General features: G+C 39.8%; 26 protein-coding genes and 1 tRNA gene. 16 read left to right on the forward strand and 11 right to left on the reverse strand.

The features are described 5' to 3' along the window. Positions 1-458: 458 nt before the first annotated feature. The 3 genes from ACZ5B7_RS08490 to ACZ5B7_RS08500 form a co-directional block, all read right to left on the reverse strand. Positions 459-1,325: a ClpXP adapter SpxH family protein gene (locus tag ACZ5B7_RS08490; protein WP_464493431.1), complete on the reverse strand. Its 867-nt coding sequence runs from the start codon at positions 1,323-1,325 to the stop codon at positions 459-461. Continuing rightward, complete coding sequence (locus tag ACZ5B7_RS08495) at positions 1,322-1,726, reverse strand: globin domain-containing protein (RefSeq protein ID WP_464494458.1); 405 nt, start codon at positions 1,724-1,726, stop codon at positions 1,322-1,324. The genes ACZ5B7_RS08490 and ACZ5B7_RS08495 overlap by 4 nt, the downstream gene beginning before the upstream one ends. 137 nt (positions 1,727-1,863) lie before the next feature. Beyond that, positions 1,864-2,442, reverse strand: a complete 579-nt coding sequence (locus ACZ5B7_RS08500; protein ID WP_464493432.1) for a CYTH domain-containing protein — start codon at positions 2,440-2,442, stop codon at positions 1,864-1,866. 120 nt (positions 2,443-2,562) lie between these two features. Between ACZ5B7_RS08500 and ACZ5B7_RS08505 the strand changes: the two genes are divergently transcribed. Genes ACZ5B7_RS08505 through ACZ5B7_RS08520 form a run of 4 tightly spaced genes read left to right on the forward strand, consistent with a single transcriptional unit; the run spans position 2,563 to position 5,321 of the window. Beyond that, the gene (locus ACZ5B7_RS08505) at positions 2,563-2,922 is read left to right on the forward strand and encodes a UPF0738 family protein (RefSeq protein ID WP_464493434.1); all 360 of its coding nucleotides are present in this window, start codon (positions 2,563-2,565) and stop codon (positions 2,920-2,922) included. A gap of 23 nt (positions 2,923-2,945) precedes the next feature. Continuing rightward, positions 2,946-3,584 carry a GTP diphosphokinase gene (gene yjbM, locus ACZ5B7_RS08510; protein WP_213140991.1) on the forward strand — a complete coding sequence of 213 codons (639 nt, stop codon included), beginning with the start codon at positions 2,946-2,948 and terminating at the stop codon, positions 3,582-3,584. A gap of 43 nt (positions 3,585-3,627) precedes the next feature. Then, entirely contained in the window at positions 3,628-4,422 is a 795-nt protein-coding gene (locus tag ACZ5B7_RS08515; RefSeq protein ID WP_213116596.1) for an NAD kinase, read from the forward strand. A 17-nt stretch (positions 4,423-4,439) separates the two neighbouring features. Continuing rightward, a complete protein-coding gene (locus ACZ5B7_RS08520; RefSeq protein ID WP_464493435.1) occupies positions 4,440-5,321 on the forward strand; it encodes an RluA family pseudouridine synthase in 882 nt (293 codons plus the stop codon). 52 nt (positions 5,322-5,373) lie between these two features. Here the strand turns inward: ACZ5B7_RS08520 and prpE are convergent, their stop codons facing one another. Beyond that, complete coding sequence (prpE, locus tag ACZ5B7_RS08525; protein WP_464493436.1) at positions 5,374-6,114, reverse strand: bis(5'-nucleosyl)-tetraphosphatase PrpE; 741 nt, start codon at positions 6,112-6,114, stop codon at positions 5,374-5,376. 75 nt (positions 6,115-6,189) lie between these two features. Here prpE and ACZ5B7_RS08530 point away from each other — a divergent pair, with 75 nt between their 5' ends. The 3 genes from ACZ5B7_RS08530 (at position 6,190) to ACZ5B7_RS08540 (ending at position 9,528) form a co-directional block, all read left to right on the forward strand. After that, a complete protein-coding gene (locus ACZ5B7_RS08530; protein ID WP_464494459.1) occupies positions 6,190-8,061 on the forward strand; it encodes a monovalent cation:proton antiporter family protein in 1,872 nt (623 codons plus the stop codon). A gap of 90 nt (positions 8,062-8,151) precedes the next feature. Then, complete coding sequence (fabI, locus tag ACZ5B7_RS08535; RefSeq protein WP_464493437.1) at positions 8,152-8,922, forward strand: enoyl-ACP reductase FabI; 771 nt, start codon at positions 8,152-8,154, stop codon at positions 8,920-8,922. Between the two features lie 114 nt (positions 8,923-9,036). Continuing rightward, a complete protein-coding gene (locus ACZ5B7_RS08540; RefSeq protein ID WP_464493438.1) occupies positions 9,037-9,528 on the forward strand; it encodes a CotO family spore coat protein in 492 nt (163 codons plus the stop codon). A 49-nt stretch (positions 9,529-9,577) separates the two neighbouring features. On the opposite strand, the gene ACZ5B7_RS08545 is transcribed toward ACZ5B7_RS08540, so the two are convergent. Then, the gene (locus tag ACZ5B7_RS08545) at positions 9,578-10,090 is read right to left on the reverse strand and encodes a CotY/CotZ family spore coat protein (protein ID WP_464493439.1); all 513 of its coding nucleotides are present in this window, start codon (positions 10,088-10,090) and stop codon (positions 9,578-9,580) included. Positions 10,091-10,237: 147 nt separating this feature from the next. Here ACZ5B7_RS08545 and ACZ5B7_RS08550 point away from each other — a divergent pair, with 147 nt between their 5' ends. From ACZ5B7_RS08550 to spoVIF, 7 genes are all read left to right on the forward strand, one after another. Then, a complete protein-coding gene (locus ACZ5B7_RS08550) occupies positions 10,238-10,594 on the forward strand; it encodes a DUF1360 domain-containing protein (protein ID WP_464493440.1) in 357 nt (118 codons plus the stop codon). Between the two features lie 314 nt (positions 10,595-10,908). Continuing rightward, a complete protein-coding gene (locus ACZ5B7_RS08555; RefSeq protein ID WP_464493441.1) occupies positions 10,909-11,379 on the forward strand; it encodes a YhcN/YlaJ family sporulation lipoprotein in 471 nt (156 codons plus the stop codon). A gap of 13 nt (positions 11,380-11,392) precedes the next feature. Continuing rightward, positions 11,393-11,872, forward strand: a complete 480-nt coding sequence (gene spoVAC / locus ACZ5B7_RS08560; protein WP_213140984.1) for a stage V sporulation protein AC — start codon at positions 11,393-11,395, stop codon at positions 11,870-11,872. Continuing rightward, positions 11,873-12,889 (forward strand): stage V sporulation protein AD, encoded by a 1,017-nt coding sequence (gene spoVAD / locus ACZ5B7_RS08565; protein ID WP_213140983.1) that lies wholly within the window; start codon positions 11,873-11,875, stop codon positions 12,887-12,889. It abuts the gene before it with no gap. A 13-nt stretch (positions 12,890-12,902) separates the two neighbouring features. Beyond that, positions 12,903-13,259, forward strand: a complete 357-nt coding sequence (gene spoVAE, locus ACZ5B7_RS08570; protein ID WP_213116586.1) for a stage V sporulation protein AE — start codon at positions 12,903-12,905, stop codon at positions 13,257-13,259. A gap of 108 nt (positions 13,260-13,367) precedes the next feature. Beyond that, complete coding sequence (locus tag ACZ5B7_RS08575; RefSeq protein WP_213140982.1) at positions 13,368-13,487, forward strand: YjcZ family sporulation protein; 120 nt, start codon at positions 13,368-13,370, stop codon at positions 13,485-13,487. A gap of 116 nt (positions 13,488-13,603) precedes the next feature. Continuing rightward, complete coding sequence (gene spoVIF / locus ACZ5B7_RS08580; protein WP_213140981.1) at positions 13,604-13,858, forward strand: sporulation-specific transcription regulator SpoVIF; 255 nt, start codon at positions 13,604-13,606, stop codon at positions 13,856-13,858. A gap of 18 nt (positions 13,859-13,876) precedes the next feature. Here spoVIF and ACZ5B7_RS08585 read toward each other — a convergent pair whose 3' ends face one another. The 5 genes from ACZ5B7_RS08585 to ACZ5B7_RS08605 form a co-directional block, all read right to left on the reverse strand. Next, positions 13,877-16,192 carry a UvrD-helicase domain-containing protein gene (locus tag ACZ5B7_RS08585; RefSeq protein WP_464493442.1) on the reverse strand — a complete coding sequence of 772 codons (2,316 nt, stop codon included), beginning with the start codon at positions 16,190-16,192 and terminating at the stop codon, positions 13,877-13,879. Positions 16,193-16,319: 127 nt separating this feature from the next. Next, complete coding sequence (locus ACZ5B7_RS08590; RefSeq protein ID WP_464493443.1) at positions 16,320-16,742, reverse strand: GNAT family N-acetyltransferase; 423 nt, start codon at positions 16,740-16,742, stop codon at positions 16,320-16,322. A 6-nt stretch (positions 16,743-16,748) separates the two neighbouring features. Then, entirely contained in the window at positions 16,749-17,261 is a 513-nt protein-coding gene (locus ACZ5B7_RS08595) for a YjcG family protein (RefSeq protein ID WP_423801521.1), read from the reverse strand. Between the two features lie 129 nt (positions 17,262-17,390). Then, the gene (locus ACZ5B7_RS08600; RefSeq protein ID WP_464493444.1) at positions 17,391-18,113 is read right to left on the reverse strand and encodes an alpha/beta hydrolase; all 723 of its coding nucleotides are present in this window, start codon (positions 18,111-18,113) and stop codon (positions 17,391-17,393) included. A gap of 104 nt (positions 18,114-18,217) precedes the next feature. Next, positions 18,218-18,442, reverse strand: a complete 225-nt coding sequence (locus ACZ5B7_RS08605; RefSeq protein ID WP_464493445.1) for a hypothetical protein — start codon at positions 18,440-18,442, stop codon at positions 18,218-18,220. A 162-nt stretch (positions 18,443-18,604) separates the two neighbouring features. On the opposite strand from ACZ5B7_RS08605, the gene ACZ5B7_RS08610 reads away from it, so the two are divergent. After that, positions 18,605-18,677, forward strand: a tRNA-Val gene (locus tag ACZ5B7_RS08610). A gap of 82 nt (positions 18,678-18,759) precedes the next feature. Here the strand turns inward: ACZ5B7_RS08610 and ACZ5B7_RS08615 are convergent. Then, a complete protein-coding gene (locus ACZ5B7_RS08615; protein WP_464493446.1) occupies positions 18,760-19,236 on the reverse strand; it encodes a hypothetical protein in 477 nt (158 codons plus the stop codon). Between the two features lie 254 nt (positions 19,237-19,490). Between ACZ5B7_RS08615 and ACZ5B7_RS08620 the strand changes: the two genes are divergently transcribed. Further along, positions 19,491-20,684 (forward strand): iron-containing alcohol dehydrogenase, encoded by a 1,194-nt coding sequence (locus ACZ5B7_RS08620; protein ID WP_464493447.1) that lies wholly within the window; start codon positions 19,491-19,493, stop codon positions 20,682-20,684. The last annotated feature ends 3 nt before the right edge of the window (positions 20,685-20,687 follow it).

A 20,687-nucleotide genomic window follows, 5' to 3' on the forward strand; every position in this document is an offset into this window, starting at 1 on the left:
CCGCCATCCCTTTTAAAATCCCTTAAATTTTTTTCTGTCATTGATGGAGATGCTGGGGATTAAGATGGAAAGAAACAATACAGGGATGCTAATTATAATCGGGAAAATTTTTAAGAGTGCCAGTACTTGTAAAAAAAATGCAAAAATAAAGAAAAGAATCATCAGTGCAATGGAGAACTTTTTCAATACTTAATCATCCTTTTTTAGTAAATATCTTTCCTTAATATTTATGGTCTACTCTATGAATTTATGATATTTTGACAATAATGTGAAATAAAGCACAAACTTATTGTCACCCTCTTTCAGCTCATGCTATATTTAATACGTGAAGTTGATCACAACAAACATATACCCCTTTGTTTGACCGTGAAAAATTTCTCCCATCCCCTTTGTTCGTATTAAGAGAAATGCCCTGCAGTTGATGGCTGCAGGGCATTTCTGTTATACATGATCATAAGCTACTCAATATACTTCCAAAAGGTCCCGAACTTTGCAGGGATTTGCTGCACCACCTGCTTAAGGAGCAATTTTTTCATTTCCCGTTCAATTTGTGAAATGGTCATATTATATACAAGTGCAATTTCCTTTGAGGCGACAAACTTAAAATTCTTTAAAAATGTTTCCAGTGGAGGCAGTGGAGATTTAATCGGTTTTTCTGTGAGCATTTCCTCCAGAATTTGAACATAAACCTCATATGGATATGTCCCTGTTATTTTTATTCCTTCTTCTTCAACGTTCTCATTAAAGAAGACAAGAGTAGGAATTTCCCGAACTTCCATTTCGGAAGTAATTTGCAGGTCGCACTGAAAAGCTTTTGCAGCACTTTCTGAATGCATGTCTTGAAGAAATTCTTGAATTTCAAGTCCTGCTTTATCCGCACACTCTCTTAATACTCCTAAATCTGAAATATTCCTTTTTTCCAAAAATAATACCTCTTGGATTGAGCGGAGGAAGCGGATTCCTGCACGTCTCCCTTGAAGTTCTGCTGCTTTTAACGCAATCGATACATTATAGGGAGCATCTACAGGGTCTTCAAACCCATGATTTCCTTCACAAGATATTACTGACCTGCTCGTTGTTTTTTCCCAAACCTGCGCAAGGTTTTCAACATTTTTTTTACGGCTTACATTTAAATCCGTTAATTTTCCACTTAACACATGCTTGATAGAAAAGTAACGTCCATACTCAATCTGAAGCTTTTTCATGATAGGCTCAAGTGACCAGCATTCGGGACAAAGCGGATCAATAAATAAATAAATTTCTATCGGTTTTTTATCATTGCTATTGATTGGCTGCAAAGAATTTGAGTAATCAAAATTATTCACGATGGCTCACCGGAATTTTCTTGATCGTCAGGTGTATTTATCATGTGCTGGGCAGTTAGAAAAAGCCTGGAATAAAATTCATCCCTAATCGGTCCTTCTAAGCCGGTTTTATCCATTGCTTTGGTCATGCATGAAAGCCAGGCTTTGGAACGTATTGGCGTAACCGGAAAAGGCAGATGGCGGGCGCGCATCATCGGGTGTCCATGTTCCTCAGTATAAAGTGGAGGACCGCCTAAATATTGGGTTAAAAATTGCTTTTGCTTACGGGCAATTTCAGAGAAATCATTTGGGAATATAGGAGCAAGGTCAGGATGTTGTGCAACAAGGCCATAAAAAGTGTCCACAAGACGATGGAGCGTTTTTTCTCCAATAACCTCAAATGGTGTTTGCTGATTATTCATCATGTTGACAACTCCTCCTCTCGTCATTATCAAGTTTACATTCATTTTAACAATGCCTAATTTTTATCTCAAATGAATTGCTCCAGAAAAAAGGATATTATTAATGTGTCCAATATGGATTTTCTTACGTAACTAATTTATAAGTTGTATTTCCGCCTGTAAAATCGGCGAATTTTGTTTTCGGTTTTTCTAACAGGAATTTGATAATTTTTTAACAGCTGCAAAAAGACTTCCTGCCCCTCCTGAAAGTTTTCAGCCTCATATTCTAGTTCAAAATCCTCTTGATTTAGGTAAATACTATGGTCGAAAACGAGCACGCCTTTCTTAAACGCAGCTTCAGCGCGTCTTGTTGCCAAAGATCCGAAATAAACCAATTTTCCAAAGGGGATACCCATTTCTTCTATGATCACCTTTATTTGGCCCGAAGGAAGTCTCCCAAATTGAATTGCTTCTAGAGCTTCCCTTTCGCTAAGTATTTGATTTGTTTCAAGAAGTCCGATTTCTGCAGGCTGCTTTAACGTCATTTCCCAGCTATTCTTTTTTAACCGAATTCTTAAAGCCGAACGCCTATCCTTTAAGGCAAAATCCTCCGTATCGAAGTAATGGTTCTCCTGAGAAAAAATGTTTATTTCATCAATTTGAAAATCGTTTAATAATCTTAAATATTCTTCTTTTGTCAGCATGTTTTTAAATTCAATTTCAATATTTTGCGGCATCGTTTTTCTTCCTTTCCGATAAAAATTATTTACATTATCTCATCTTCAGTGGAAACTGCAATCCTTGGGTGAAATGAGGAATTATGTTAAAATAGTGGGTATGGAAGATGGAGGTAAAAAATGAGGAAAAAACTAATAGTCCAAGCAGCAAATGTAATGGAAAATGCACTTGTTTTAGAAGTATCGGAAGCAATTACTGGTTTAGTTCCGGCCGAACAAATCCTTGTGGATTCTGAACATTATTCCTTTATTTATCTAATGGAAGATTCAGATGACTATACATATATCGTGCTCCCAGAACCAATCTGGCCCGCCCTGAAAATGGCTGCAGAACTTCCGGTTTGGATTTCCGACGGAAATGAAAAAATAGAACTTCAGCGTTTTAATGAAGAGTTTGATTTTATTATTAACAACATAAAAGGAAATAGCAATTACGGTAAAGAAATGGTTGAAAAAGCAGAAACAGTTTTTCATCCATAATTTGTTCTTGTCGAGGTGGAGTCATGAAGCATTGGGACCAATTTTTAACCCCTTATAAGCAGGCAATTAATGAGCTCAAGATAAAATTAAAGGGAATGAGAGGTCAATTTGAACTCGATTCGACACATTCACCGATTGAATTTGTTACCGGAAGGGTAAAGCCAATTGCCAGTATTTTAGATAAAGCAAACCAAAAAGGAATACCGTTAGATAAACTTGAAGAAGAAATGCAGGATATTGCCGGCCTCAGGATTATGTGCCAGTTTGTGGAGGATATTTATCGGGTCGTTTCGCTACTCCGAAACCGCAATGATTTTGAAATAGTAGAGGAAAGGGATTATATTTCTCATGAAAAAATCAGTGGATACCGTTCCTATCACGTTGTCATTCAATACCCGGTGCAAACCATCCACGGGGAAAAGAAAATTCTAGCCGAAATACAAATTCGGACATTGGCCATGAATTTTTGGGCAACCATTGAACACTCTTTAAACTATAAGTATAAAGGTGCTTTTCCTACTGATATAAAAATGCGCCTCCAGCGTGCGGCAGAGGCGGCATTCCGTTTAGATGAGGAAATGTCACTTATCCGCGGTGAAATTAAAGAAGCACAGGCTTTTTTTACGAGAAAGAAGGAAACAGCCCAAGAAGAAAAAAAATGAGCCGCTTTTTATTATGATTATTCCAATAAAAGGGGTAAAAAAGATGAAATTTGCGATAACATCTAAAGGGGATCAAAAATCAAATATTCTTATGCATAAAATGAGGACCTATTTGCTGGATTTTGAGTTAAAGTACGATGAAGACCAGCCGGATATCGTCATCTCCGTAGGAGGAGACGGGACGCTCCTATATGCTTTTCACCGTTACAGCAGCCGTTTGGATAAAACGGCATTTGTTGGGATCCATACTGGGCACCTCGGTTTTTATGCAGATTGGACCCCTGAGGAAATCGAAAAGCTGGTCATTGCCATTGCAAAGACACCGTTTCAGGTTGTTGAATATCCACTTTTGGAGGTCATTATTCGTTATTCCCATGCAGGTAAGGAATCCAGGTACCTAGCGTTGAATGAATCTACCGTAAAGGGTGTGGAGGGAACGCTGGTCATGGATGTAGAAATACGCGGCCAGCATTTTGAAAGATTTCGTGGTGATGGTCTTTGTATCTCTACCCCTTCCGGTAGTACAGCCTATAATAAAGCACTAGGCGGAGCCATTATTCACCCGTCCATCCAAGCCCTTCAAGTGGCGGAAATGGCATCCATTAACAACAGGGTTTTCAGAACAGTGGGTTCGCCGCTTATTCTGCCAGCACACCACACATGTATGCTAAAGCCTGTAAATCGGACGGATTTCCAGATTACAATTGATCATTTAACCCTGCTTCATAAGGATGTAAAGTCAATCCAATTCCGGGTTCCAGAGGAAAAAATCCGCTTTGCTAGGTTCCGCCCGTTTCCTTTCTGGAAAAGAGTACATGATTCATTTATTTCGGACTAAATGAAGGAAAACACCGAATGACAAAAAATTTTCAACTTCAGTGGAGTATTGATGATAATAGTGCTGGATTGCTCATTAAAGAGTTTTTAAAGAGGGAAGAAATCTCTCGGACTGCTTTGACGGATATTAAATTTAAGGGCGGGAGAATCCTTGTCAACAGTGAAGATGTAAATGTAAGGTATAAGCTCGTTGAAGGGGATGTACTGACAGTGCTATTCCCTTCCGAGAACCCTAGTCTTCCGGGAGAGAAGCTTCCAATGACAATTCTGTTTGAGGATGAATTTTTGCTGGTTGTCGTTAAACCTGCCGGTATAAGTACAATTCCGTCACGGGAGCATCCTGCCGGGAGCCTGGCAAATGCCCTTGTAGGATATTATCAAAAAACAGGACTAACTGCTACAGCCCACATTGTAACCCGGCTGGATCGGGATACTTCAGGGATTGTTTTAGTGGCTAAACATCGTCATGTTCATCATTTATTTAGTTTAATGCAGCGGAAATCTCAAGTGAAACGAACCTATGAAGCATTTGCAGGCGGTTTGTTGTCGGAGGACAGAGGCACGGTAAACGCCCCAATCGGACGTAAAGCGGAAAGCATCATCGAAAGGGAGGTCCGTGAGGATGGACAATATGCCTGTACCCATTACCGAGTCATCTCAAGGCATAGGGAATTTACCCAGGTTGAGCTGAACCTGGAAACCGGACGGACCCATCAAATCAGGGTCCATATGTCTTACTTGGGTCATCCTCTTCTCGGTGATGACTTGTATGGGGGAGACACCTCGTTAATTGATAGGCAGGCGTTACATTGTAAAGAAGTCCACTTCATTCATCCCCTTACCCGGGAGGAAATGACCTTTACAGCACCTTTGCCGGATGATATGAAGAAATTAAAATAGAGGCTGGGTCATGACTAAAAAGGCCAGCCTTCTTTTATTTTTATTTTTATTTTTATTCAAATTGTTTAAATTTTTCTTTGATATATGGCATTGTAGAGGGAATAGAGACCAGTTCCATTTCTGGATATCTTAAGGCAGTAAGTTTGCCGCCAAAAACAGCCCCTGTGTCAATATTATACGTTTTATTAATAATTCTTGGCTCCTTCACAGGTGTATGTCCATAAACAATATAAGCTTTCCCGTGATACTGTTTAGCCCAGTCTCTTCTGACAGGGGATCCGTCCGGGTGCTTTTCACCTGTAATATCTCCGTAGAGAACAAATGTCTTTACTTGATTATTTTTCTTTCCAATCAATTCTTGTTTAATTCCTGCATGGGCGATTATTAACTTTTTCTGGTCTAATACTAAGTACAATGGAGCATTTTCATAAAGGTCCATAAATTTTTTGCGAATGGAATCTTGGTCTTGGTTATATAATGTTTCGTATTCAGCCACGGTTGTTTCAAGTCCGTGCGAAATTTGGACTTTGTTGCCAAGGAAAAAGCGATACAGCTTATTGCAATGGTTTCCAGGTGTATAGCATGCCGCTTTTTGCTCGATGACCAGTTTCCAAACAGTTTCAATTACTTTGAGTGAATTTGGTCCTCTGTCGGTTAAATCGCCGACAAACCCGAGTATTCTGTCTTCTGGATGGAGGGGGATCCCACTTTTCCAATCGTAACCTAATTTTGCAGTTAACTCCGAGAATTCTGTGAAACATCCGTGGATATCTCCAATAATATCTATTTTCATAATTGTTGCCCCTTTCCGATTCTTATTTTTTGTCGGATCTCGAGCATTTATTACTATCCGTAAGGGAGGAGTATGATGGAACAACACGTCTCCATTATTTCATTATTAATTGTTGTGACAATGGCATTTTTAACTCCAATTCTATTGCATCGATTTAAATTAAATTTTATTCCTGTGGTTGTTGCGGAAATTATCATGGGCCTCATTATTGGTAAGAGTGGATTCAATATCGTTCATGAAGATATGTGGCTGTCCACCCTGTCTACACTTGGCTTTATTTTTCTTATGTTCCTAAGCGGTCTTGAAATTGACTTCACGGCTTTTTCACGCGGAAAAAAACGTGAGACTCTTCAAAACGGGAAAAAAGAACCTAATTCCTTTCTGGTCTCATCCGTTATCTTTGCCGGTGTCTTCATTCTTTCACTCGGTTTATCGTATCTCTTTGTTCTGGCAGGATTTATCGATAATGCTTTCCTGATGACATTGATTATTTCGACGATTTCATTGGGAGTAGTCGTGCCTACCTTAAAAGAAGCTCACTTAATGAAAACGGTGATTGGGCAGATTATCTTACTGGTAGCAGTCATTGCTGATTTGGCTACCATGATTCTGCTGGCCCTCTTTGTTTCCCTGAATGAAGGGGGAGAGGGGGATACATGGCTTCTGCTGATTTTGTTTGGAGCAGGAATTATCCTTTATTTTATTGGTAAAAGATTTAAAAATCGCAGCTTTATTGAAACACTCTCAACAGGGACGGTCCAAATCGGCACGAGGGCTGTATTTATGCTGATTATTGTGCTGGTAGGATTATCCGAAACAGTCGGTGCTGAAAATATTCTGGGAGCCTTTTTGGCAGGTGTCCTTGTTTCATTGTTGGCACCAAACCAAGAGCTTGTTCATAAGCTTGATTCCTTTGGCTACGGATTTTTAATTCCTATCTTCTTTGTAATGGTAGGTGTAGAACTGGACATTTGGTCGTTATTAAGTGAAAAGAAACTTTTGTTATTAATACCGCTTTTATTGATTGGGCTATTATTTTCAAAGCTAATTCCTGTGTACCTTTTGAAAATCTGGTACGATATGAAAACCGTCATTGCCTCGGGATTTCTGCTTACCTCCACATTGTCACTTGTTATTGCTGCAGCGACAATCGGAGAACGGATTGGGGTTATATCAGAGCAAATGAAAGGAACACTAATTCTTGTCGCTGTGATTACCTCAATTTTTACGCCAATTGTTTTTAAAAAGCTATTCCCTCGAGAAGCAGCGGAGGGCAGGAAGGTGTCTATTGCCTTTTTAGGTGCTAACCAGATTACTTTGCCTGTTTCCCTAGAATTAAAGTCCGGACTCTATAATCCGGTTTTGTATCATCAAAAAATTGAAAAGGCCGAAAAAACATTTGCTGACTCGGTATTTGAAATAAAGGAAATCCAGGATTATTCGCAGGAGGCCATTGAAAATACAAAAGTGTTCGAGTCTGAAATAGTAGTAATCTTAACAGGAAACCAGGAAGTGAATGCAGACCTGGCTATAGCTGCGAAAGAAAAAGGAGTTCCAAGGGTCATTGCCAGAATTGAAAGTCCTGAATTGGAGCTGAGGCTTCGTGAGCATGGGGTAGAGGTGTTCTCCTCCTTTATGTCTACAAAAGCGCTGCTTCGGGCGATGATTGAGTCTCCTGCAGTCATAAATTTATTGACGAATCAGGAAACTGGGTTATATGAAATTGTCATGAATAATGAATTATTTGATGGTATGTCATTAAGAAGATTTCCGTTTACCGGGGATGTTATTTTTGTCAGGATTTTCAGAGGAAAGGATTCCATCGTCCCTCATGGTGACACAGAGCTGCAAATGCATGACCGACTGATTGTCACAGGTTCAAAGGAATATGTGGATGAACTGAAAAGAGAGCTTGAATTTTCAGAAACAGGCAAAAGCTATTATTAGAAAGGGCTAGTACTTTTCATTTATTCAGAATTAGTGTAGAATTAGTACCAAGTACTAATATCAGTTATCATGTAGGAGGATTTTTTTAAAATGAATTTATCTTTAACTGGAAAAACATTTGTCGTAATGGGAGTTGCTAATAAGCGGAGTATCGCTTGGGGGATTGCCCGCTCACTTCATGACGCTGGGGCACGGTTAGTATTTACGTTTGCCGGGGAAAGACTGGAGAGCAGTGTACGGGAATTAGCGGAGTCATTAAATGCAGAGGGAACTTTAGTGCTACCATGTGATGTGACTAGTGACGAAGCAATTGCTGCGTGTTTTGCTGAAATAAAAGAAGCGGTTGGAACTATTCATGGAGTGGCCCATTGTATTGCCTTCGCAAATAAGGAAGAATTATCTGGCGAATATTTGAATACAACTAGGGACGGCTTCCTGCTGGCACATAATATCAGCTCCTATTCCTTAACGGCAGTAGCGAAGGAAGCACGCGGCCTCATGACAGAAGGCGGCAGCATCGTTACTCTCACATACCTTGGGGGAGAAAGAGCCATCAAAAATTACAATGTTATGGGTGTTGCAAAAGCTTCCCTTGATGCAAGCGTTCGCTATTTAGCTGCGGACCTAGGTAAAGATAATATTCGCGTAAATTCCATTTCTGCCGGTCCAATCCGAACACTATCCGCAAAAGGAATCGGTGAATTTAACTTGATTTTAAAGGAAATTGAAGAAAAAGCACCATTACGGAGAACAACAACGCCGGAGGAAGTAGGCGATACTGCCGTTTTCCTATTCAGCCATCTTTCCCGTGGAATTACAGGGGAAAATATCCACGTAGACTCAGGATATCATATTATGTAATATAAAAAGCCCGCAAAATGAACTGCGGGCTTTTTTATATGGAAAAAAACAGTTAACGCCTATAGTCCATTCACATATATATAAAAGTGTAGGATGCCGTAAGGAGGTGCTTATATGTCAAATACAAAAGATCAGGGCCCACTTTTCTTTATTAAACAGCCATTTTCAAGGAATCCCGCAAACTATCATATGCAGGAAATCTTCAGAAGTAAGCTTGAAGCTGAGCAGGCAATGGAAGAGAATATAAGGACAGATGAAAGTAAAAAGAATATCCCTCATGCGAAGATGGAGAAAGATTCAAATGGGATGGGAACGGAAATAAAAGAAGCAGCATCTTCAATACCTGTGGAGAATAACCGATCTTCCTTTAATCGAGTAAAACCATTTAAGGAAATGACGGTAAAGGAAAGACTGGAATATTTAATTAACTTTCCAAAAGTGCTTCCGCCTGTTCCATGTGTCTTTAATATCGATGATGAGAAACATTTGGGCTACCTGATTAGTTATGAGGACAATCAAATAACCATTGAATACCATAATAAAACTCAAAGAACATTTCCAGTTGATGATATAACAAATGTCATCATGATCGGAATAAAGCGATAATGAATAAATAAAAAAAAAGGCCAGCCGATTCACCGACTGGCTAATTTATTTAACTGTTGCAAATTCCAAGGTTTACGTCTGCAATACATTGAATGGCACAGAAGCAGCTTAAGTCAACTGTTACACAATCGTTGCTCGCCTTGAAGCAAGTAACTTGGCAATGTTTAGAAAGGTTAATACAGCATTTATCATCGCCCTTTACGAAATTGACTGGAACAAAGTTTCCGCCGTCTTTTTTGCCAGGAACTAATACGCGAAGTGTTGCACAGCAGTTATCGAACACATCCTCTACGCGGAAATAGATGGAGACGCATGCATTGTAATCGTCATTGAAGAATGCGTGGAAAGGTGTACCATCAGCTGTTTTTAAAACGAATACGCGCGTATCAACTGTTTCTTTAACCGGTGAAACCAATGAACCAAGCGGCTCATTAAAGCAGCTGGTACAGGATTGGCATTCCGCTGCTTCAACAGCATTATCTTGGATATCTTTAATCGCGCGAACTACTTGACATACGCAATTGCCGTTGTCGTGATTATTTCTAAAGCTCCCACAACCCATTTATTTTTCCTCCTTAATCCGTAATATATCTTACATTACTAACATATTTAACGAGAGCCTTATGGGTTACGGACAATTGCCTTATTTACCAAAATTAGGCTATTTTCATACACAGTCATTAGTCCAAAAATGAAAGGGTTTTTTAACATGAAGATAAGTTTTATGCAACTGCTCCTTTTAGCATTGGCAAGCTTTCGGTTTACGAGGTTAATTGTTTTTGATAAAATTGCTGAATTTTTACGCAATCCCTTTTTTGATGAGGTAGAGGAAGTAAATGCAGAAGGTGAAGTGGAAATTTATTATATTCCAAAAAAGTTTGGAATAAGGCGATTTATGGGTGAATTGCTAAGTTGTTATTGGTGTACAGGAATATGGTCTTCTGCCATTTTGGTAGGAATATCCTTCCTTTTCCCTGTTTGGGCGGAGCTAATTATACTTATCCTGGCTGTTGCTGGTATGGCGGCCATCATTGAAACAATTATTCAATATTTTATTGGGAAATAAGGATTTTTGCCTGAGACAAGACTTACGCTTTTTCATATGATGATTAGTAACTAATGAATTGTATTTGATTGGAGGGAAAAAGGTGACAAAGAAAAAGAAACAAACTGAAACAACAAAGGTTTACCAGCCATCAAATGCTATAAAAAAACAAGGCTGTGGCTGTGGGAAGAAGACATATAAGTAGAAGTGAAAAACTGCTGGGTTTACCTGGCAGTTTTATTTTTTCTCTAAACGGCATTAACTTAGTCATATTTTTAGTCAATGTCGAAAAAACTAATGACAGTCATATTTATAAAAAAGGGATGAATACCGTTATGCGTAATACATATCGATTCATTATATTGATAAGCGTGATCTTACTGGTTTCTTGCAATCAGGATCAAAAAGCAAAAGACAGCCAGCTCGCGCTCGTGAAAACCACAAATCCACCACCAGTTGTCACTGATGGGCATAAAGGAAATGACCAGGTAGAGAAAATTAAACAAGATGTAAGTTCTCTTCCAGAATTGTATGATGTCGCTGTCGTCAAAGGAAAAAAAGCAATCCTTGTTGCCTACAAGGTAAAGCATTTGCATCGGTTTAACATGAAAAAGATTGAAAAAAATGTTACCAAAATGCTTGAGAAAAAATATCCAAAAGAGAAATTCACCGTCTCAAGTGATTATAAAATCTTTTTGGAAGTCGTACGGCTTGATGAAAAGATGAGGTCCTCGGCTAGGTTTAACCATCGGGATGCAGAAAAACGTTTTAATGAAATCGTTAAAATGACAGAGGATATCAAGTAGGAAAGGGGATGCAATGATGGCAAGCAAACAGAAAAATATGACACCCGAGCAGCAAAAATACCAGCAGCTTCAACAAAAGCACGAAAAGAAACGGCCAGTTTTAAAAAATTGTATCAGGGCTTTTTTTGTTGGCGGACTGATATGCGCAATCGGCCAGGCCATCAGTTATTTTTACATTTACTTTTTTAATTTTACGGAACAAAGTGTCGGGAATCCAACGGTGGCCACAATGGTGTTTCTCTCCATGCTCTTGACCGGCTTCGGTGTTTATGATCGACTGGGGCAGTTTGCCGGGGCGGGGAGTGCAGTTCCGGTCACGGGCTTTGGCAACGCCGTTATCTCCGCAGCCATTGAACATCGCACAGAGGGGTTTGTGTTAGGAGTCGGCGGCAATATGTTTAAGCTTGCAGGCTCAGTTCTTCTTTTTGGTGTATTTGCAGCCTTTGTGGTAGCGCTGATTAGAACGGTTTTAAGCATTTGGGGGGTTTTGTAATTGCTAAAAGGACATCAATCGTGGGTCTTTCAAAATAAACCGATGATATCGGCGACTGGGGTAACAGGGGGCCCCTTTGAGGCTAACGGAAACTTGGCAAATGACTTCGATTTATTGTATGAAGACCTATGGATGGGCCAGGAGTCCTATGAAAAAGCCCATCGAATCTTGCTTGAAGAAGCGATAAAAATTGCACTGGACAAAGCAAATATTGAGAAGGAAAAAATTCAATTTTTAATTGCCGGTGATTTAATTAATCAAATAACGCCAACTAGCTTTACGGCGAGGACTATGCAGATTCCCTATTTCGGGTTATTTGGAGCTTGTTCCACTTCCATGGAAGGCTTAGCGCTAGCCTCATTTATTGTCAATTATCAGGGAGCACAAAATGTGGTGACGGGAGCATCTAGCCACAATGCTGCGGTTGAAAAACAGTTTCGCTATCCAACGGAATACGGCAGTCAAAAGCCTCCGACGGCTCAATGGACGGTTACAGGGGCTGGCGTTGGAATTATTCAGCCAAACGAACCGGGGAAGAAAAACCCTGTCACAATATCTGCAACCATAGGAAAGGTAATTGATATGGGTTTAACAGACCCATTCAATATGGGAGGTGCGATGGCTCCTGCAGCAGCAGATACGATTATGGCCCATTTTCGGGATCTTGACCTTGATCCATCTTATTATGACCTAATTATTACTGGAGACTTGGGGAGAGTCGGCCATGACGCTGCTTTTGAATTAATTAACAAAAGCGGCCTTAAGCTTGAAAGAAAGCAATTTCAGGATTGCGGGATCCTCATCTATAAGGATGACCAGCCCGTTCAATCAGGAGCAAGCGGAGCAGGATGTTCAGCGACAGTGTTGTATGGACATTTACTTAATGAAATGAGAAAGGGTACATATAGACGGATTTTGCTTGTTGCTACCGGTGCATTGTTATCCCCGCTCACCTTTCAACAAAATGAATCGATTCCATGTATTGCCCATGCAGTTGGCATAGAAATGAACAATTAAAGGGGGGACGATTATGTTAGCGATGTTTTTTTGGGCCTTCGTCATAGGCGGATTGATTTGTGTCATTGGCCAGCTATTATTTGATGTTGCCAAGCTTACACCAGGCCATACATTAAGCTTATTGGTTGTAGCCGGGGCGATTTTGGCGGGATTTGGGTTGTATGAGCCACTTATTAATTTTGCCGGGGCAGGTGCGACCATTCCAATCACCAGCTTTGGAAATGCATTGGTTCACGGGGCGCTTGATGATGCCAACAACCATGGGCTAATAGGCGTGTTAACCGGGATGTTTCAGGTGACCAGTTCTGGAGTATCAGCCGCGATTATTTTTGGATTTATTGGAGCACTCGTATTTAAGCCAAAAGGGTAAATGCTGATTTTTTTCTTAAATGGATGAATAGCTTATTCGTGCCTATACACTTTTTTTAGTGATTTCATATTGTATTAATGAGATTACTAAAGAGAGGTGAATCTATCTATGTGGGGTTGTGGAGGTTACGGCTACGGCTACGGCGGTGGTTTTGGCTATGGCGGCAGCTTCGTATTAATCGTAGTTCTTTTCATTCTATTAATCATTGTAGGTGCTAGCTGGTATTAATAGGTGAGCGGACTGTAGGAAAGGATGGCCATTTTTTGGCTATCCTTTTCTTTTTTCACCATTTTTTCATTCCTTCATACAATAAAGTAGTTTATGAAGGAGTGTGAATTTTGATCATGGATAATGGTTTCTTTAAAAATATAGAGAAAAAAACTGGCGTAAATATGAAAGATATTTTTGATTTGGCTAATTCTCTTCAGAATGCCAACTTTAAAGACGAAAAGACAGTCCGTGGAGTCATTCGCAAAGTATCTCAACTTGCAAACAAGCCGATCAGTAAGGAATTAGAAGATCAGATTTGCAATACCATCATTAAAGATGGAAAAAGTCTTGATTTCAATACCATTTCAAACATGATGAATAAGAAATAAGCAAAAAGGCCGCTTTCCTTATTGGAATTTGGCCTTTTTGCTTATTTTTAAAAGTGGTGCGAGAAATCTGGAACGGTTGGCTTTTTTTCCTCTTCGATTGTCCGGAATAGATAAATATAGACCTTCTTGAGCCCGGGTCATAGCAACATAAAACAGCCTTCGTTCTTCTTCGAGTCCGGAAAAGTCCCCGTTTCGACTTGTTTCCAATGCGTAGTCGTGCGGGAGGCTGCCGTCAACTGCGCCAAGCAAATATACATATTTATACTCAAGTCCCTTAGCCCTGTGAATGGTGCTTAAGGTGATAGCATCGCGAAAATGTTTGCTTAAATTTTTTATTTCCTTATTCATCGCTGCCATATGTTCAGCATGTTCTAAAAAAACGCCGATCGTGTCAAAGCTTTTTGCCGCCACTTTTAAATCCTTCAAATCATCTGATCCTTTTTCGATTTGATTTGCCTCGTTGCCGCGTTTTTTAAGAAAATCCAGGAAGCCTATTTCCTTTTCAATCTTTTCAATCGCTTTTGCCGGTGTCAAGGTTTTAAGGGCGCGAATCAGCGGAACTGCCTTTTTTAATTTTTTTTCCTGAAAGGCATGGGATGTTTTTAAATGCATCAGTGCCTCAAGGAGACTGCAGTCCTGAAGGATACTAAGTGCTTTCATGTCCTTCAGGGCCGATTGTTTTAAAAATAATAATGGCAAAATTTCTGTCATGCTGTTTGGATCTTCTTCATTTAAGCTGACCTTTAAAAAGGCCAGGGCGCATCTAATGATATAACGGTCATAAAAGGCTTCAGCGTCCATGTCGATTTTAAAAGGAAGATTCGAACCCGCCAGCCGTTCAAATACTGCCCTTGAAGCAGCATTGGTCCGATACAAAATCGCAAAATCAGCGGGATTTGCTCCGTTTGCAATCCGCTCAGAAATATCAGTGACAATCATAGTGGCTTCTTCCTCTTCGTCAAAAGGGAAAAAAGTAAGTGGCATTTCAACGCTAGAAAATTGTGCCTGCATTTTTTTTGATTTTCTTAATTTATTTGCAGAAATTACTTGATTAGCGGCCGAAACAATCTCATGAGATGAACGGTAATTTTGTTCAAGCGTTACAGTCTTTGATGAATAGAAGTCCATTTCAAATTCAAGCAGAAAATTTGGGTCGCTTCCTCTGAAGGAGTAAATGGCCTGGTCATCGTCACCAACAGCACAAACATTTTTGTGCTTTTTCGATAGTAGTTTAATTAATTCATATTGAACTTTGTTGATGTCCTGGAACTCATCGATTAAAAAATATTGAAATCGGTCTTGATAATACTCCAATATGGCAGGAGTGGTTTTCAACAACTGATAGCAGCCGATTAGCATGTCATCAAAATCAAACAAACCTTCACGGTTTTTGTAATCCTCATATTTTTTATATAAAATTGCAGTTTTTTCTTCCCATTCTGATGCCGGTCTGACCTCTGCGGGGAAAAGCATCGTATTTTTCCATAGTCCAATTTGCTGCAGTGCTAGATCATAAGCAAACTCCTTTTCGGACAAATCGAGTTCTTTACCGACTTCTTTCAAAATTCTATCCCGCTGCCATTCTTTTTTTAACAGCTTGTCAGAGGACCAACTGGCGGCATCATGGAACATGAGAATCCGGTAAAAGATACTGTGGAACGTGCCGGTTATGAGCTGCTGGATTTTTTCACGCTTCATATTTGGATAAGAAAGAAGACGATTTTTCATTTCAGCTGCTGCTTTGGTGGTGAATGTAACCAACATGATGGTTCGAGGGTCTATTTGTTTAGCCTCAAGCATGAACGCGGTCCGGCAAGTCAGCACTCTTGTTTTGCCGCTTCCGGCACCGGCAAGCACTAATAAGGGGCCTTCGGTATCTATAACTGCTTTCGTCTGACTATCATCTAAAATAACTCCATTTGCTGATAGCTGCTGCAAATAGGGGGGAAGGCTTCCTTGAGAATTTGTCTGTGTTTGCTTAAACGGAACTTTATATTCGATAGGTTTTGCTGTTTTAAATTTTACAGGAGCAGAATTTTCTTCTGTAATGGTTCTGCCCTGGGGAATTCTAAACCCGTTTCGTTCAATATAGTGATTTTCTGTTTGTGGCTGAAGCCCTGTGTCAAGTCTTCCTGGTAGCGGACATCTCTTTTCCGGTAAAGAATGGTGGAAAAAATGGGGGTCACTTAGGATTCCCAGATACAACTGCACCTTTTCTTTACAAGTAGGACAAGATAGATCGCCTCTTTTGCCGGCGATGTAAATAGACTGGAATTCCTCACGATTGAGCTCGTCAATCACAATCTTCTGATTTCGATAAACTGCTGTTTTCATTTTTATAACCCTCTATTTTGAAATAAGACATGTTCTATCATATCAAAACCTGGAATGGCGGGAAAGAAGTTTTGAAGAAAACCAATAAAAAGCACCTGCCAACTTCAATATTGGCAAGTGCATATTTCTATAAATTCTTTACCATTGTTTTGTGTGGAATTCCGGCATCCATGAATTCCTCTGAGACTACCTCGTAGCCCAATTTTTCGTAAAAGGGGATGGCATGCGTCTGGGCGTTAAGTTTTAGCTTTCGGAAATCTTTTTCCCGGGCATGGGATTCGATTGTCTCCATAATGGCTTTACCGGCACCAATGTTTCTAGCCTCTTTGAGGACACAAATCCGTTCAACCTTTCCATAGCCCTCAACATTGCGGAATCGTCCGGCCCCTACTGGACTGCCTTCATGATACAACACAAAATGAGTGGCATCATTTTCAAATTGATCAATTTCCTCTTCAAAGGGGACGTTTTGTTCATCTACAAAAACTATTTTCCGAACTGTGTAGGCGTCCTCGAGTTCTTTAGGGTTTTCAACAACTTTTACTGTCACTTAGAACTATTCCTTTCCAAACCGAAATGTTTCAGAAACTGTCCAAGAGCCGTTATCCAACTGGTAGAGGAGATGGAAACGGTCAATCGTTTCTTCGTGGTCAATTCTTTTCATACGCAGCGACCCGTAAACATCGGAGTGTTCATCATTAGATAGATTCTGGCCGATCGTAATATGGGGAACAAATGCGTATTCCGGATTTTGTTCGCTAAATTCTTTATTAACTTCTGCATGTAAGGAAGTTAGTTCTTCTGTCGGCTCAACCTTAAAGTAAATAACATTGTTAACCGGATGAAAAGAACTCACTTTAGTAGTTTTTAAGGTGAAAGGCTGTGTGTTGCCGGCAATTTTCCGCAGTTTATCGGCAAATTCTTTCACATCTTCCTCAGTTGCTTCAAAGGCATTTTTTAATGTCAAATGCGGTGTGATTAAAGCATAATGCGAATCATAGCGCTTGCGATAAGAATTTGCAAGGTCTTGAAGCTTTTTCGATGGAAAAATAACAACTCCAAATTTCATGGCGGTACCTCCGTTTTAAGTAGTAGGTTCTATCATAAGTCAAGGAATGTCAAGGAAAATAGCGAGTAAAAATGGGTATTTATTATTATAACAAATTTTCTAAATATAATAAATAATTCAAATGGCTTACTAGAACATCATTTTAAGTGCCCGTCGTAAGTCTGGCTGCCAATAGGTCCAAGTGTGATTTCCATTAAATTCTTCATAAAAATAACTAAAAGGCTTTTTGGAAAGGACTTTTGAAAGCTCCCGATTGGGTGTCAGAAAATCGCTGGTTTTTCCATCTGTTGTTTTCACTTCGGTTTCGAGTTTTCCTATGACATGATAAATTTCCAGTGATAACGGCTCTGTATAATGCTTGGCAGCTTCTAACACAATCTCGTCCACATAGGGAGATTGAAGCAGCACTTTCCCAAATGTATGCGGGTATTGCAATGCAGTCATTAGGGAAACCGCTGCACCAAGCGAGTCCCCTATAAGTGCTCTGGTTGTCCCAACTTGGTACGTTGGATATTCACTGTCCAAAAAGGGGACTAATTCATGAGCAAGGAAGCGTATGTATTGCCGGTTTTGGTCTCCTGCAGGATGATATTTTCTGCGGCGGTCCTTTACATTCTTATAGGGTACCCCAACAATAATTAAATTTTCCATTTCTTTTATAGAAAGATACTCGTCTGCCACTCGACCAATTCGGCCAAGCTGAAAATAATCACGGCCATCCTGAGCAATCAGCAGCGAGTATTTATATAGCGGTGAGAAATTGGCTGGAAGGTAAATGAGCAGCTGCATTTCTTCTCCAAGTTCATTGCTGTAAAATGTTTGTTCTGTAATGGTACCTCTTGGATAATCCATTTTGAAAAATCCCCCCGAGTTCAACTGTTTTACAAAAAGAATTTTACCATAATGAAAGTGGAAATGCAGAAATGTGTGTAAGGATAAGGGGGCTAGGTTGAGGATTAATGCAGGTAACGGCTTTTACGATGCTGATCAGGCATGATGGAAAGAATATTGTCCCGTTTAAAGGTACGGATTTGTTTCCGCAGCAGGCAGTAGGCGCGAATGTATTCGTCAGTTACCTCTTTAATTATTAATCTTCGCTGGGTAATTTCCTGGTTTTCGGCAAGATAAATCATCTCCAAAGGAATATTTTCTTCGATGGAACGAATAAACAGGCCATCCATTTTAAAACTCCTCCTTTCTATAAATTATTATAACCGAACATTAGTTCTTTAATCAACGAAAAGAGGAATGTGTGTTCTGTTTTTTTAGAGGGGTATTTAATGAAAAATTGTTATTGACTTTTTTGTTTTTTTTACTATAATAATATTTGTAGCTTAAATATTGATCTGTTAGCTCAGCTGGGAGAGCGCAACCTTGACAGGGTTGAGGTCGGGGGTTCGAACCCCTCACAGGTCATCGTTAATCCTAACATCTGCAGATGTTAGGATTTTTATTTGTCTTGGAAATGTTGGGAAAATAAATATTTAAAAAGCAAACTTTAATCAAAAGCTTGCTTTTTTGGTTCAGTGAATTTTTTTATTATTGCTTTTATAATAAACCCTGCTACAACCCCGGGTATGACAAACAACATCGGCAGCCAGACTGGTCCAAACAAGACACCAAAGATTTTTAATTTCGGGGAATAAATACAGCCGACCGTGACAAAATAAGCGGCAAATACGAACGGAAGGAAGGAATATCTTTCACTGCCTCCGCCTCCATCCTTAAACGCATCCCACATCGCAAAGAAATATAAGCAAGGATAAAACATAAGCCACTGATAATCAGTTAAAGCAATTGCCTTTTCAATCTCTCCATGAAAGCTTAGCATGATGATGGTATTGAAATTTGCTTGTGTATTCACCAGAATTTCTAAAAAAACAAACAAGAAACCTTTAAGATATTTTTTATTTAATAATTGCCCAAACCCCGGAAGGGCAATGCTCCAAAATAACTTTTCAATTGGATTTGACAAGCCAACTTCCCCTTCCAAGGATATACCTTTAGGACTAAATACTCATTTTTAAAGTAAACATATATCGTACTAATCAGTTTGTCCCGGATTATCATGGAATATGACAGACAATTAGGTACGGTTCAATAATTTTTTATTGGTGCTTAGGCTCAAAAGGTTTTAAAAAAATTGAATGAATATAACAAGTTTCAACACAATTCTTTTTCTCCTTTTGTTATTATGTAATCGTTTACATAGGAAGGGGGATTTTTTTGATGAGGGATATTGCTTATTTTAGGACTCCGCAAAGTATCGTTTATGGAAAACAGGCATTTAACCGAGTAGGAGTGGAAGCCGCAGGATTAGGGGATAGAGCGTTAATTATTTCAGACAAAGTCATGAATCACCTTGGCGTTGTTGATAAATGCAAACAGTTATTAGCAAATCATGGTGTTCAAAGCCGTGTATTTCTAGGCGTAGACTCTGAACCGACAGTCAACTATGTTTCTGAAGCACATGAGCAGTTCAGTTTGGAAAAGTGTAATTTACTTATATCCATTGGCGGCGGCAGTTGTATCGATACCGCCAAAGCAGTTGCTGTATTAGTAACAAACGGAGGAGATATTGGTGACTATGCAGGCGGCAGAAAGATTGCTGAAGCGATGCCAATCCCGCATATCGCGATTCCTACCACAGCCGGAACGGGTTCAGAAGCAACTGATGTCACGGTCATTACCGACCCTTCCACGAATGTAAAAATCATGGTCAAACAACCGGCGTTCATGCCTTCAATAGCTATAGTCGACCCGCTCTTAACCATTTCCTCACCGCAGCATGTAACTGCCGCAACAGGTGTGGATGCATTAAGCCATGCCATTGAAGCATATCTTTCCAAAAAAGGGCATCCTATGACAGATTCGCTGGCATTATCAGCCATGAAACTCATTGTCCAAAATCTTTATCAAGCTTATACGAATGGAGAAAACCTTGAAGCAAGGGAAGCCATGTCGCTTGGCGCCCTTCAGGCAGGAATGGCGTTTTCCAATGCGTCTGTATGTCTGGTACATGGAATGTCCAGGCCGATTGGGGCGCTGTTTCATGTTCCACATGGGTATTCCAATGCCATGCTGCTTCCGGCTGTACTTGAATTTAGTATGGATTCCTGCATTGACAGGCTATCCGATTTAGGGGATATCTTTGCCCCCAACCATTCCAATCGTTCAAAAGAAGAAAGGGCGAAATTTGCAGTAGAATCGGTCAAGCAGCTATGTTCTGCTTTAAAAATACCGAATTTAATGGAGTGGGGAATCGACAGACATAAATTTACCGGCGCCATCAGTAAAATGGCCAAGGATGCATTAGATAGCGGCAGTCCAGCCAATAATCCAAAAGTCCCCACACAGTGGGAAATTGAACAATTATACCGTATATGTTATGAATATGATTTCTCGGTTAAAGAAATAGTATGAATG

Source organism: Neobacillus sp. S1115 (genome assembly GCF_055385565.1).

What these genes read in the sequence shown, in the direction of transcription:
- ACZ5B7_RS08495 (WP_464494458.1), bottom strand. Translation starts at nt 1,726, where the DNA reads ATGAATAATCAGCAAACACCATTTGAGGTTATTGGAGAAAAAACGCTC.
- ACZ5B7_RS08500 (WP_464493432.1), bottom strand. Translation starts at nt 2,442, where the DNA reads ATGCCGCAAAATATTGAAATTGAATTTAAAAACATGCTGACAAAAGAA.
- ACZ5B7_RS08505 (WP_464493434.1), top strand. Translation starts at nt 2,563, where the DNA reads ATGAGGAAAAAACTAATAGTCCAAGCAGCAAATGTAATGGAAAATGCA.
- yjbM (WP_213140991.1), top strand. Translation starts at nt 2,946, where the DNA reads ATGAAGCATTGGGACCAATTTTTAACCCCTTATAAGCAGGCAATTAAT.
- ACZ5B7_RS08515 (WP_213116596.1), top strand. Translation starts at nt 3,628, where the DNA reads ATGAAATTTGCGATAACATCTAAAGGGGATCAAAAATCAAATATTCTT.
- ACZ5B7_RS08520 (WP_464493435.1), top strand. Translation starts at nt 4,440, where the DNA reads ATGACAAAAAATTTTCAACTTCAGTGGAGTATTGATGATAATAGTGCT.
- prpE (WP_464493436.1), bottom strand. Translation starts at nt 6,114, where the DNA reads ATGAAAATAGATATTATTGGAGATATCCACGGATGTTTCACAGAATTC.
- ACZ5B7_RS08530 (WP_464494459.1), top strand. Translation starts at nt 6,190, where the DNA reads ATGGAACAACACGTCTCCATTATTTCATTATTAATTGTTGTGACAATG.
- fabI (WP_464493437.1), top strand. Translation starts at nt 8,152, where the DNA reads ATGAATTTATCTTTAACTGGAAAAACATTTGTCGTAATGGGAGTTGCT.
- ACZ5B7_RS08540 (WP_464493438.1), top strand. Translation starts at nt 9,037, where the DNA reads ATGTCAAATACAAAAGATCAGGGCCCACTTTTCTTTATTAAACAGCCA.
- ACZ5B7_RS08545 (WP_464493439.1), bottom strand. Translation starts at nt 10,090, where the DNA reads ATGGGTTGTGGGAGCTTTAGAAATAATCACGACAACGGCAATTGCGTA.
- ACZ5B7_RS08550 (WP_464493440.1), top strand. Translation starts at nt 10,238, where the DNA reads ATGAAGATAAGTTTTATGCAACTGCTCCTTTTAGCATTGGCAAGCTTT.
- ACZ5B7_RS08555 (WP_464493441.1), top strand. Translation starts at nt 10,909, where the DNA reads ATGCGTAATACATATCGATTCATTATATTGATAAGCGTGATCTTACTG.
- spoVAC (WP_213140984.1), top strand. Translation starts at nt 11,393, where the DNA reads ATGATGGCAAGCAAACAGAAAAATATGACACCCGAGCAGCAAAAATAC.
- spoVAE (WP_213116586.1), top strand. Translation starts at nt 12,903, where the DNA reads ATGTTAGCGATGTTTTTTTGGGCCTTCGTCATAGGCGGATTGATTTGT.
- ACZ5B7_RS08575 (WP_213140982.1), top strand. Translation starts at nt 13,368, where the DNA reads ATGTGGGGTTGTGGAGGTTACGGCTACGGCTACGGCGGTGGTTTTGGC.
- spoVIF (WP_213140981.1), top strand. Translation starts at nt 13,604, where the DNA reads ATGGATAATGGTTTCTTTAAAAATATAGAGAAAAAAACTGGCGTAAAT.
- ACZ5B7_RS08585 (WP_464493442.1), bottom strand. Translation starts at nt 16,192, where the DNA reads ATGAAAACAGCAGTTTATCGAAATCAGAAGATTGTGATTGACGAGCTC.
- ACZ5B7_RS08595 (WP_423801521.1), bottom strand. Translation starts at nt 17,261, where the DNA reads ATGAAATTTGGAGTTGTTATTTTTCCATCGAAAAAGCTTCAAGACCTT.
- ACZ5B7_RS08600 (WP_464493444.1), bottom strand. Translation starts at nt 18,113, where the DNA reads ATGGATTATCCAAGAGGTACCATTACAGAACAAACATTTTACAGCAAT.
- ACZ5B7_RS08605 (WP_464493445.1), bottom strand. Translation starts at nt 18,442, where the DNA reads ATGGATGGCCTGTTTATTCGTTCCATCGAAGAAAATATTCCTTTGGAG.
- ACZ5B7_RS08620 (WP_464493447.1), top strand. Translation starts at nt 19,491, where the DNA reads ATGAGGGATATTGCTTATTTTAGGACTCCGCAAAGTATCGTTTATGGA.